Here is a 12,895-nt window from a genome sequence, read left to right as displayed (position 1 = left end):
TATTGGTCGTTTTTCCCCCATTAATAAAAGCGAAATTTATTGAACGGCCAAATCGGTTTATTTTGGTCTTAGAACGTCAAGATACAAAAGAATTGATTCGTGCACATTTGCCCGACCCTGGGAGGTTAAAGGAACTTCTCGTGAAAGATGCGACGGTTTGGGTTACGTATAGTGATAAAAGCACCCGAAAAACAAAGTGGACAGCTGTTTTATGTGAATCAGAAGAAGGGTTATACGTTTCACTTCAAACAACCGTTGCCAATAGGCTCGTTGAATCGGCTATTCAAACGAAAGCGATTGATTCACTTAGTGAATGGGAACTAGTAAGAAGAGAATATCAAGTTGGTTCCTCGCGCTTTGATTTTTTACTCGAAAATTCGACCAAAGAACAGCTTTTGCTTGAAGTGAAGAGTGTAACTTTGGCAAGAGATGGGAAAGGGCTTTTTCCTGATGCGCCAACTTCACGAGGGACCAAACATGTTCATGAATTAACGGAGCTTGTTCAAACAGGTACGTATCAAACAGGAATTTTGTTTGTTGCACAAAGAGAGGCTATCACGTCCATCTCGAGCGAGAAAGTGATTGATCCTGCTTTTAACCACGCATTAGAAAAAGCGCACGAAGAAGGTGTGAAGATCGTCGCCGTAAACACGTTGATTTCAACAACTGAAATTTTAATTCAGAAAGAAATTCCCTTTTTCATCTGATTTATTTTTTGAAGAATGGTATAGTGAAGCATAGGAGTAGCAACGAATGGAGAGGGCAGATGATTCGTACTTTTTCTAATGAATATAGACATGAGAATGTAATGAAAATGACGGAAGGGCCGTTTGATTTACTCGTTATTGGTGGCGGAATTACAGGAGCGGGTATTGCGCTTGATGCCTCTATTCGTGGACTAAAAACGCTTTTAGTTGATCAGGAGGATTTCGCGTCAGGCGCATCAAGAAATTGGTCAAATCTTTTCCATACTGAAATCCAACATATGAACCATTTAGACATGAAGGCATACAACGATATGTTTAAACAGAGAGCGATTTTAAAAGAAAACGCCCCTCATTTGGTGAAACAAACTGAACTTATTCTACCTACATATAAAACAGGGCTTTTTACAAAATCGTTTCGAACAAAAATGTTGGATCGTCTAACCGAAATGGCATTCAAAGAAAAGCGTAAGCACCTCACAAAGAAAGAATTAATCAAACGGGAGCCAATGCTCTCTTTTAAACAAGGGAAACACGCGTTACTTTATAAAGAATTTCTCTTAGATGAGTCGCGATTAACGATTGACCTCGTAAAAGAAGCTGTAAAAAGAGGGCTTCTCGCACTTAACTATATGAAAGTGGAGAGTTTTATCTATGAGAATGATAAAATAAGCGGGGCTCTCATTGTTGATCAAAATAAACATGTTGTACATAAAGTGATAACAAAGCAAGTGGTTAATGCAACAGGTTCATCAGTTGACAGACTTCGCGTGCAAGATCGTTCATTGAATCATCTCGCAATTGATTACGTCGAAGATCATTTTATTAGCGTCAAACGAGACTTTTTACCGATTCATCACGCGATCTATGTTGAAACAGACGGAAACCAATTAATCAGTTTTGTTCCGTACCGAGGAACGGTAATCATCGGAACTTCAGTAAAAAAAGAGGATCGACAATCCATTATCCCTTTTCTCATCGATGCAGTGAATCGTACGTTTGAAAATGTTCATATGTCAAAAGAGCAGTTGGAAGGAAGCTGGGTCGTTAAACGTCCTTTTCCAATTGATAATAAGAAAAAATATCATGAGTTTAAACGATCTGAATGCATTGAATCCTCATCAGGACTTTTATCTGTAATTTGTAGCCAACATACATTTTATCGTTCAATTGCTGAGCAAATTGTGAATCGAGTGTGTAAAAAACTGCAGCCAAACGTAAAAAAAGTTTGTGAAACGGATACGGTCACGATTTCAGGCGGGTATGTTGGGGGAATGGACGATTTTCAATTGTACAAAAAGAAGCGTGCCGAAGAAGGAAATCAGTACGGGTTAACGGTCGAGCAAGCAAATGAATTAATTGATCGCTATGGATCAAACATCGGTCAGATTTATGCGCGAATCCGCATGAATGGAAAACAAGCAAAAATGTTTGGTATGAGTCCTGCTCTTTTTGCAGAACTTGTTTATTGTATAGAAGAAGAAGGCATTCTTAGCCCAGTTGACTTTTTTATTCAGCGAACAGGTTACCTTGTAGTTAATAAAGATTTTGTAAGCGCAATGAAAGAACCAATTTTTCGATATATGCGAGATCGACTAAATTGGACGGAAGAACAAGAAGAACGATTTCGAGAAAAATTAATGGTTGAAATGACTCAAGTATACAACGTTTAGAAAAGACGTATTTTGGAGGAGAACGTATGAATTATAAAGAGATTGCGACGAAATGGGAGAGCTTTTCAGCCCTAGAACCCGATTTAAGAGAAGCGCTGAATGAAATTCGAGATGATGAAAAAGCTTTAGAGGACGCGTTTTACACGACATTAGCATTTGGAACTGGTGGCATGAGGGGGATGATTGGTCCTGGTCCCAATCGAATGAACACGTATACGGTTCGAAAAGCTACGAGAGGTTTAGCGGAATTTATTGCGAAGCGAGGAGAAGGGGCAAAGTCAAGAGGTGTTGTCATTGCATATGATTCGAGACACAAATCTGCAAAGTTTGCTCATGAAGCTGCTTTAACCCTTGGTGCACAAGGAATAAAAGCATATGTCTTTCATGATTTGCGTCCGACACCAGAGCTTTCATATGCAGTCCGCTATTTGCAAGCTGAGGCGGGAATCGTCATTACCGCTTCTCACAATCCGCCAGAATACAACGGATTTAAAGTTTACGGTTCAGATGGTGGCCAGTTCCCACCTGCTCTGGCTGATGAACTTGTAGACTGTGTGAACGAGATAGAAGATGAGCTAACAATTGAAGTTGGTGATGAGAGCCAGTTGAAGGCGACACAATTGTATGAAGTAATCTCCTCAGAAGTAGATGATGCGTATAATGAAGAACTCAAAAGCATTTTGTTGCAGCAAGATCTTATTAAAGAAGCTGGCGATCAGTTAAAGATTGTGTTCACACCTTTACACGGAACAGCAAACATTCCAGTACGCAAAGTTTTAGAGGACGTAGGTTTTAGTCAAGTAACAGTCGTACAAGAGCAAGAATTACCTGATCCAAACTTTTCAACTGTACAATCACCAAATCCAGAAGAACATGCCGCATTTAAAGAAGCTATTCGCTACGGTGAGGAAGAAGACGCAGATATCTTATTGGCAACTGATCCAGATGCGGACCGAGTGGGTCTTGCTGTGAAAGATGATTCTGGTGATTATGTTGTGTTAACAGGGAACCAAACAGGGGCACTAATGCTTGATTACTTGATTTCTGTTAAACAAGAACAAGGAACGTTGCCGGAGAACGGAATTGTATTGAAAACGATTGTTACTTCCGAAATTGGACGAGCTATCGCAGAACGTTATCAATTAACATCGTTAGATACGTTAACAGGCTTCAAATTTATTGGCGAAAAAATTGGTGAGTATGAGCGGACAGGTGAGCACCAATTTTTGTTTGGCTATGAAGAAAGCTACGGCTATTTAGTTGGAGATTTTGTCCGTGATAAAGATGCCGTTCAAGCTTGTCTATTTGCAGCAGAACTCGCGTTGCACTACAAACAAAAAGGGCTATCGGTTTATGAAGCGCTTCAACAAGTATTTGAAAAATACGGGTATTACAAAGAAGATTTAGAATCGTTAACGCTTAAAGGAAAAGCAGGTGTAGAAAAAATCGCTTCGATTATGACTTCTTTGCGAAACAATCCGCCAACTGATATTGCCGGAAGAATGGTAGAGAGTATTGAAGACTATCAGTCCGGAAAGCGTTTAGCTCCAATGGAACAAAAAGAAACAGCGATTGATCTTCCGTCATCAAATGTCTTAAAGTATTTCTTGCAAGGCGGGGCTTGGTTCTGTGTAAGACCTTCTGGAACGGAGCCAAAAGTGAAGTTTTACTTTGGTGTTAAAGAAGAATCTTCAGCGGATAGTGCAGAATCGCTTCGACAGTTAAAAGAGGCGGTCATGTCTTATATGAAGCAATATACAAACGAATAGCGAGAAGAAAGAAAGACAGCGTCACCACGATAAATCAAAACCTTCATGAGTGAATAACCATCATTTATGAAGGTTTTTTGCGATTGTTTTACCAAAAGGTTTTATCGGTCAACGTTGAGTATGCCTTATTAAATGAGAGAACAGCTTTAAGTCATTCATAACTTTGAGAAGATGGCGCCCTGTCTTTTTGGTTCATTTTCTGAAGCCACCCTTCATAGAATGAATGAAAAGAGGGGGGACGACAGTGTCAACTAATTGGAGTGAGCTCGAGCGATCGATTGCTGAAATTACGGAGATTGCCACCGGCTTTGGACTAGATTTTTATGAAATGCGTTATGAAATTTGTCCTGCAGATATTATCTATACGTTTGGCGCGTACGGAATGCCAACTCGCTATAATCATTGGTCTTACGGGAAACAATACCACCGAATGAAATTACAATATGATCTTGGATTGAGTAAAATTTATGAGCTTGTAATTAATTCTGATCCTTGTTACGCTTTTTTGCTAGATAGCAATACACTGATTCAAAACAAACTGATCGTGGCCCACGTTCTAGCCCATTGTGATTTCTTTAAAAACAATATTCGTTTCTCAAACACGAGAAAAGATATGGTTGAGAGCATGAGTGCTACAGCAGAACGAATTGCAAAATATGAACATGAACACGGGAAAGATGCGGTGGAAAGCTTTCTTGATGCGGTCCTTGCTATTCAAGAGCATGTCGACCCCACACTCGTGAAACCGCGGAAAAAGGAAACGTCTGAAACAGTCGCTCAAAAAGTTACAGAATATGATGATCTATGGGCGCTTGAAGAAAAAGAGCCACAAGTAGACAATGTGATTAAACGATCATTCCCCTTGCAGCCAGAAAAAGACATCCTTTTATTCATAGAAGAAAACAGCCGCCATCTTGAACCGTGGCAACGAGACATCCTAACAATGATGAGAGAAGAGATGCTTTATTTCTGGCCTCAATTAGAAACGAAAATTATGAATGAAGGATGGGCGTCGTATTGGCATGCCAAAATTTTAAGAGAGATGGATTTAACGAGTGATGAAGTGATTGAATTTGCAAAGTTAAATGCAGGTGTTGTGCAGCCGTCGCAAACATCCATTAATCCATATTATTTAGGGATTAAATTATTTGAAGACATTGAACGACGCTACGATCATCCTAGCGAAGAGATGGTCCGTTTACAAGGGGTGAAAAAAGGAAGCGGGAGAGAGAAGATCTTTGAAGTTCGAGAAATAGAATCCGATACATCGTTTCTTAGAAACTATTTGACAAGAGAATTTGTTGAAGAGGAAGACCTTTATTTATTTCAAAAGCAAGGCAGCGATTATAAAATAACCGAAAAAGCGTGGGAAGGTGTACGAGATCAATTGACTCATTCTCGCGTGAATGGAGGATTTCCTTATCTCGTTGTCGCAGACGGAGATTATTTAAAAAATGGTGAGCTTTATATTAAGCATGCGTTTGAAGGAACAGAACTTGATGTCAGTTACTTAGAAAAGGTGGTCCCCTATCTATACGAACTATGGGGCCGTACGGTTCACCTAGAGACAAATGTCAACGGGAAAGCAGTGACATTTATTTTTGATGGAAATAAAGTTCATCGCAAGTATGTATAAAAGAGCAGATTTTTGTACTATAGGCAGGTGTTTAGACTCATGAGCACCGGTCTGTAGTGCTTTTTCCGTTTACTCGGTTGCTTGAACAAGCTGCGGACATTTTTTAAACGGATGAATGAACTTCATAATGCTATGTGGTCGTCATTTTTATGGATGATAAAGGAATCTCGTTTGTCATAGTCATCTTATTAAATGGCGACAACTGCTAAGGGAACAGCTTGTGACTGAAGACATTGGAGCATTTGTCATCATTTGAACAGACAATTAAGCGTGTTTACATGTTTACTTAGAAAGTCTTATGTCTCTTAACTATAATGGAAAATCAATCATTATGAGCTAAATGTAAGGGATTCATTCGAATGAATAAATTTTCAAAAAAAACCGTCAAATTTATTGACGAAGTTATGTTTTCAGAGTAAGATAAATTTTGTGACTAAAATTATATTTCGGTAGTCTAAGGAATTAGGTTTAAAGAGGTGGTGTGTCATGGAGACATTTAAACGTCTAGCGAAGTTTTATTTACCAGATAAAAAATATTTTATTTGGTCCCTTATTGCACTGGTGTTTGTTACAGGTATAACGGTCATCTATCCAGTTTTTTTACAAGTCGCGATTGATGTTGGGATAACAGGGGGTCAGTATGAGATTATTCCTTATCTAGCAATCGGGTTAATTGCGATTATGACCATCAAAGGGATCGCAACTTATGTTAATCAATATTTTGGTGATCTATTCGGCGTTCGATCCGTTTATCGTTTAAGAAAAGATCTCTACAAGAAACTGCAATTTCTTCCTTTCCGTTACTATGACAATGCTAAAACTGGTGATTTAATGTCTCGACTTACAGCTGATGTAGAGGCATTTCGATTTTTCCTCTCATTTGGATTTGCACAATTAGTAAACTTCGTCTTACTCGTTGGTTTCGCAATGATTGTCATGTTTTATTATTCCGTTCCTCTTACTTTAGTAACAATGGTTACGCTCCCATTTCTAGCAGTCGCTGTATATAAATTTGATAAACGAGTCCATCCTGGTTTTCGTAAAGTGCGTCGTTCTCTCGCTCGTTTAAATACGAAAGTTCAAGAGAATGTAAGTGGCATGCATACGGTGAAAGCACTTTCTCAAGAAACGACGGAAAAAAATCGTTTTGGCGATACTAATGACGATTACCGTACAAAAAACATTGCGATCTCAAATGTATGGAGTACATATTTTCCGTTAATGGAGTTTATCGGCAATATTTCGGCAGTATTATTGTTAGGTTTCGGTGGGTATTTAGCTGTTCAAAACCAGTTAACAGCAGGAGAATTAACGGCATTTTTTAGCCTTGTCTGGTTTATTATCGGTCCAATCATGAATCTTGGATTTGTCATTAACCAATTTTCTCAGTCAAAGGCATCAGGCGAAAGATTGCTAGAAATTTTAGATGAAGAAGAGCGACACAATGGTCCAGAGAAATCGTTACCTTATGCGAAGTTACAAGGTGAAGTGAGCTTTAACAACGTAAGTTTACGTTACCAAAATAAAGCGAAAAATGCGCTATCGAACTTAACCTTTGCTGCTCCTAAAGGTTCAACGATTGGCTTAGTTGGCGCAACGGGCTCTGGAAAATCGAGTATTATTCAATTGCTTATGCGCTTTTATGAAAAGACAGCAGGTGAATTACTTATCGATGGGAAACCAATCGAAGACTATGATGTAAAAGAATTAAGGCAAAATGTAGGAATAGTTTTACAACAAACCTTTTTATTTTCTTCGTCCATTCGCGATAATTTAGCTTATGGAAATCCAGAAGCTTCGATGGAAGAGATTATCGCAGCAGCTAAGCGTGCGGATGCCCATGAGTTTATTGAACAATTACCTGAAGGGTACGATACGATTTTAGGCGAGCGAGGTCTTGGTTTATCTGGTGGACAAAAACAGCGTATCGCTATTGCCCGGGCAATGATTATGAATCCAAGTATTCTTATACTCGATGATTCAACAAGTGCAGTAGATATGCAGACTGAAGTGAAAATACAAAAAGCTATGCGAGAGATCATGCAAGGGAGAACAACATTTATTATTGCCCATAGGATTTCTTCTGTAAAACATTGCGATCAAATTTTTGTTTTAGACGAAGGTGAAATTACTGAACGTGGGACTCACGAAGAACTACTTCAGGAAAAAGGCATTTATCGAAGAATTTACGATATCCAAAATCAAGATCAACAATACGTGCTTCAACAGGCTTAAGGAAGTGATTGTAAATGGAAGAAGTTAAGAAAAAAACGAGGTTTCATTACCCTGTTGAACAAATTATTGAAAAGCCGTTCAACTGGAAACAAATGATGCGGTTATTTAATTTCTTAAAACCTTATGCAAAAACGCTACTACCAAAGACAATCTTAATGATGCTTTTTGCTACAGCCGTTCGCTTGGCAGTTCCAATCTTTATTGGTGTCTTTGCGGTCGGTCAGTTAGAACAAGGGGTTGCAACAACGCAAGATATGTTCATTTACGCAGCCATCGTCTTAGGGCTTTATGTAGTGTCCTACGTTGCGAACTATTTTAGAATTCGCTGGATGAATCAACTAGGTCAGTACGTCATTTTTGATATACGAAAAAAGCTCTTTGATCATATTCAGCATTTATCGCATCGATTTTTTGATAAGCGATCAGCTGGTTCGATTCTCGTACGCGTCATTAATGACGTAAACTCTCTACAAGATTTGTTTACAAATGGTGTCATTAACCTTTTGATGGATATCGTCATGTTATTAGGAATTGTGGCGATCTTGTTTTATTTAAGTCCAGAACTAGCAGTTGTCATTTTAATCATTTTACCAATCATGTTCTTTATTTCAACGAAACTACGTAGAAAAATTCGTCGTGCTTGGCAGACGGTTCGCTTACGGCAATCAAGACTTAATTCTCATTTGAATGAGAGCATTCAAGGTGTTCGTGTAACCCAAGCCTATGCGCAAGAGCATGAAAATATGGAGTTTTTTGATGATGTAAACACGCAAAATTATGAAAGCTGGCGGGAAGCGACAAAGCAAAATGCCATGTTCCGTCCTTTCGTAGAGATGGCAAGTGCGATTGGTGGCGCGATTCTCATATGGTATGGAGCATTTTTAATTCAAAGTGACTTTAGTAGCTTAACATTAGGCGTCTTTGTTTCATTTGCTTTTTATATCGGCATGTTTTGGGAACCTATTTCAAGGTTAGGTCAAGTCTACAACCAATTGCTAGTAGGAATGGCATCGAGCGAAAGAATTTTTGAATTCTTAGATGAAAAACCGAATGTTGAAAGCAAGGAAGATGCCAAACCACTTACCGATGTAAAAGGAAAAATGGTTTTTGAGAATGTGGAATTCTCTTATGATGATAAAAGAATGGCGTTAAAAGGCATTAACTTAACATTTGAAGCTGGTACAACCGTGGCGCTTGTTGGTCATACTGGTTCAGGAAAATCAACGATCGTTAATTTAATGAGTCGTTTTTATGATCCGACGAAAGGAAATGTGTTTCTTGATGATGTCAACTTAAAAGATATTAAGTTAGACGACTTACGAAGCCATGTAAGCTATGTCCTTCAAGATACGTTTATTTTTGCCGGGACCATTATGGAAAATATTCGCTTCGGAAACCCTCGAGCGACGGATGAACAAGTTATCCATGCTGCAAAAGCGATCGGCGCCCATACCTTTATTGATAAGCTTGAAAAAGGCTATGAGACAGAGGTAGAAGAACAAGGAAATGTATTATCTGTTGGAGAAAGGCAGCTACTCTCTTTTGCCCGTGCGTTACTAGCTGACCCGAAAATTTTAATACTTGATGAAGCAACAGCGAGCATTGATACGGAAACAGAGTTGAAAATTCAAGACGGACTAAAGACGTTACTAGCTGGTCGTACAGCAATTATGATTGCACACAGATTGTCTACAATTCGCGATTCTGATAACATCATTGTACTTGAACAAGGAAACGTAATGGAGCAAGGAACGCATACTCATTTAATGACAGAAAAAGGAATTTACTACAATCTTGTAAAATCACAATATGCAGCCATTAAAGAGTAATCCGATGGTTAATAAAATCTCCATGATACTCTGTATCGATGGAGATTTTTCTCGTGAGAGACCTTTATGTAGAACATAGGGGCAATACTTTTAGTGGATGAATAAGAAAAGAGCCGGAAGTTGCACTTGAATTGATTGACTTTTTAGTTAAATGGGGTAAAATAGAAGCACTCTTTTATAAAAAATAGATATAGAATCGAGGGAGTAGAGATGAAATACGCATTTGCAAAAAGGGTTCGACATTTACAGTCGTCAGTGGTACGAGATATCTTAAAGATCGTTAATCAAGGAAACGTAATCTCTTTTGCAGGTGGTCTTCCAGATGACGGTTTATTTCCAACCGAAGCCATTAAGGATGCGTTTACGAGCGCTTTTGAAAAAGGAAACAAAGCATTCCAGTATGGAGAAACGGAAGGCTATCGGCCGCTTCGAGAGGTGATTTTGGAGCGAATGGGTCACAAAGGCATTCAAGGATACGATGCCGATAATGTTTTGCTTACAACGGGATCTCAACAGGCAATTGATTTATTAGCCCGGATCATGATTAGCCCAGGCGATGTCTTATTAACAGAAGAACCGACTTATTTGGCTGCCCTTCAAGTTTTTCAATCCTATGAAGCACAAATCATTCCTGTTAAATGTGATGAAAATGGAATGATTATGGATGACCTTAAAGAGAAAATTAAACAATATCACCCGAAGATGCTTTATGTTGTGCCGACGTTCTCAAACCCTTCAGGGAGAGTATGGAGCTTAGAGAGAAGAAAAGAACTTATACGGATTGTTAAAAAACAGAATGTTCTAGTATTTGAAGACGACCCTTATGGGGATATTCAATTTACGAATGAATCGTATACACCGATTGCGGCCTTAGACAATGGTTCGCACGTGCTTTATACGAGCACGTTTTCAAAGACAGCAGTTCCGGCTCTCCGAACAGGATGGATTGTAGGCCCGTATCAAATTATTCGAATGATGGCGCAAGCAAAACAAGCGAATGATTTACACTCAAATTCTCTAGCTCATCAAGCGCTGTATGAGCTGTGTAAGAATTTTGATCTAGACGCCCATATTAAGACGATTAGCAGCGTATACGGGGGACGAAAAGATGTAATGGTCCATCATTTGCAAAAAGCACAGCAGGAAGGATTAATAAAGTTTGTCGAGCCTAAAGGCGGGATGTTCTTATGGCTAGAGTTACAAGAACAAGTAAACGCTGAAGCGCTGCTCCCCCGTGCTGTGGAAAAAGGGATGGCGTATGTGCCTGGAGCACCTTTTTATGCTGAGGCACCGAAATCAAATACGTTACGCTTAAATTTTACACATGCTACAGATGATCAGATCAAAATAGGAATGGATATTCTTATTCGTATGCTTGAAGAAGTGGATGTCGAGCGTGCACAATTAAAAAGTTTATAAAAAAATGCTCCCTAGGATAGGTAGATTAAGAACAATCAGGCTATCACAAGGGAGCATCTTTACATTTGTCTCAGCCGACTAATACGCTCTTCAGCTGGCGGGTGAGTGGAAAATAAGTTTGCTGCTTTCTTTTTTAGTGGGTCAGCAAAGTATAGGGATGCTGTTGAAGTTGAAGCTTCTTCCACTGGTGTATCGGTGTCGGTAATCGCTTCTAAAGCTTTTGCAAGTGCTTCAGGATTTCGAGTAAGCTCCACTGCACTAGCGTCGGCTAAATATTCGCGATTACGGGAAATAGCAAGCTGCATGACGAGCGCAATAATTGGTGCCAATAAAATAAGGACAAGCGCAATAATCATAATAAGCGGATTTTTATTATTGTTGTTTCGGCCTCCAGAAAAAATGAAAAAGCGCATTCCTAAGTCACTTAATATTGCTATGGCAGAAACGAGTGCTACTGCGATAGTGGAAAGTCGAATATCATAGTTACGTACATGGGCAACTTCATGTGCTAAAACGCCTTCTACTTCCTCTCGATTAAGCCTGTTCATTAATCCCGTGGTTACTGCGACAGCTCCGGACTTTGGAGAGATCCCAGTTGCAAAAGCATTAGGACTTGGGTCATCAATGATGAACACACGTGGCATTGGAATACGAGCTGCTATGGAAAGGCCTTCCACTGTGTGCCAAAGAAAAGCTTGATCTTTTGAAGACGTGATTTCACGAGCGTGGTTCATTCGCATTACAACATTCGTGCTTGTAGAAATCATAAATATGGTATATACCGTTGCAATGATAGCAGCAAATACAGCACCACTTATAAAATCACCTGCACGAACGTACGTAATTGCCGAGCCAATTCCAAGTACGATAACAATGAATAAAACGACTAAAAATACTGTATTCCGTTTGTTTCGAGCAATTTGAGAGTAAAACAATCGCTTATTCCCCCTTTAAAAACGAACTTGAACAGGCTCTTTTTCCTCATCAGGGATATCAAGCATGTCATTTCTTGTAAAGGAGTGAATCGACGCGATGATATTCTGCGGAAAGGATTCAATCTTTGTGTTATAGCGCATGACCATAGAATTGTATGCCTGTCTTGCGTAGGCAATTTTGTTTTCCGTGCCACTTAACTCTTCTTGTAAATGCAAGAAATTTTCGTTCGCTTTTAATTCTGGGTAAGATTCACTAAGTGCAAAAAGTTGACGTAATAGACCGTTTAATTCTGCATCTTCTTCAATCCGTTCATTTCGACTAGCGTTAGGCTCTGCTATTTTGTTTCGTTTTTCAATAACTTGCGTAAGTGTTTCTTGTTCGTGTTTTGCATAACCTTTTACCGTTTCCACTAAGTTTGGAATTAAATCATAGCGGCGTTTTAACTGCACATCAATTTGAGCCCAGGACTCTTCAACCCAATTGCGGTGTTTCACAAGTGAATTGTAACTAACGATCCACACAAGTGCAATTATCGCTACGATGCCAATAAGTATAATGATCGTCACGCTCGTACCTCCTATTATCCGTTTCTTCCTTTACGTAAGTGTATACGAATAGGTTTCTTCACTTCTAAAAAAATACTATCACAAAATTAAGGAAACAAAAAGAAAAGGCATGAGTCAATCATTTTGCC

Annotated in this window: 9 protein-coding genes; 7 read left to right on the top strand and 2 right to left on the bottom strand. The window is 39.1% G+C overall.

The genetic code is table 11. The features are described from left to right. Positions 1 to 2: 2 nt before the first annotated feature. From sfsA to ACE1TH_RS08865, 7 genes are all read left to right on the top strand, one after another. The gene (sfsA, locus tag ACE1TH_RS08895) at positions 3 to 707 is read left to right on the top strand and encodes a DNA/RNA nuclease SfsA (protein ID WP_375078750.1); all 705 of its coding nucleotides are present in this window, start codon (positions 3 to 5) and stop codon (positions 705 to 707) included. Positions 708 to 766: 59 nt separating this feature from the next. Beyond that, positions 767 to 2,377: an FAD-dependent oxidoreductase gene (locus ACE1TH_RS08890; RefSeq protein WP_099300256.1), complete on the top strand. Its 1,611-nt coding sequence runs from the start codon at positions 767 to 769 to the stop codon at positions 2,375 to 2,377. 26 nt (positions 2,378 to 2,403) lie between these two features. Further along, positions 2,404 to 4,146: a phospho-sugar mutase gene (locus ACE1TH_RS08885; protein WP_099300257.1), complete on the top strand. Its 1,743-nt coding sequence runs from the start codon at positions 2,404 to 2,406 to the stop codon at positions 4,144 to 4,146. 223 nt (positions 4,147 to 4,369) lie between these two features. Then, on the top strand, positions 4,370 to 5,782 hold the full coding sequence (locus ACE1TH_RS08880; RefSeq protein WP_099300258.1) for a SpoVR family protein: 1,413 nt from the start codon (positions 4,370 to 4,372) through the stop codon (positions 5,780 to 5,782). Between the two features lie 486 nt (positions 5,783 to 6,268). Continuing rightward, positions 6,269 to 8,017 (top strand): ABC transporter ATP-binding protein, encoded by a 1,749-nt coding sequence (locus ACE1TH_RS08875; RefSeq protein WP_375078749.1) that lies wholly within the window; start codon positions 6,269 to 6,271, stop codon positions 8,015 to 8,017. Positions 8,018 to 8,031: 14 nt separating this feature from the next. Further along, a complete protein-coding gene (locus ACE1TH_RS08870; RefSeq protein ID WP_375078748.1) occupies positions 8,032 to 9,846 on the top strand; it encodes an ABC transporter ATP-binding protein in 1,815 nt (604 codons plus the stop codon). A 210-nt stretch (positions 9,847 to 10,056) separates the two neighbouring features. Beyond that, positions 10,057 to 11,265: an aminotransferase-like domain-containing protein gene (locus ACE1TH_RS08865; RefSeq protein WP_099300261.1), complete on the top strand. Its 1,209-nt coding sequence runs from the start codon at positions 10,057 to 10,059 to the stop codon at positions 11,263 to 11,265. A gap of 59 nt (positions 11,266 to 11,324) precedes the next feature. Here the strand turns inward: ACE1TH_RS08865 and htpX are convergent, their stop codons facing one another. Together htpX and ACE1TH_RS08855 are read right to left on the bottom strand one after the other, a co-directional pair. Then, on the bottom strand, positions 11,325 to 12,200 hold the full coding sequence (htpX, locus tag ACE1TH_RS08860) for a zinc metalloprotease HtpX (RefSeq protein WP_099300262.1): 876 nt from the start codon (positions 12,198 to 12,200) through the stop codon (positions 11,325 to 11,327). Positions 12,201 to 12,215: 15 nt separating this feature from the next. Beyond that, a complete protein-coding gene (locus ACE1TH_RS08855) occupies positions 12,216 to 12,767 on the bottom strand; it encodes a LemA family protein (RefSeq protein ID WP_099300263.1) in 552 nt (183 codons plus the stop codon). Between the last annotated feature and the right edge of the window lie 128 nt (positions 12,768 to 12,895).

Source organism: Shouchella sp. JSM 1781072, from assembly GCF_041949915.1.
Lineage (GTDB): Bacteria > Bacillota > Bacilli > Bacillales > Bacillaceae_D > Shouchella.
The sequence above is the reverse complement of the archived record's forward strand: the minus strand, read 5'-3'. Positions and strand labels throughout refer to the sequence as shown.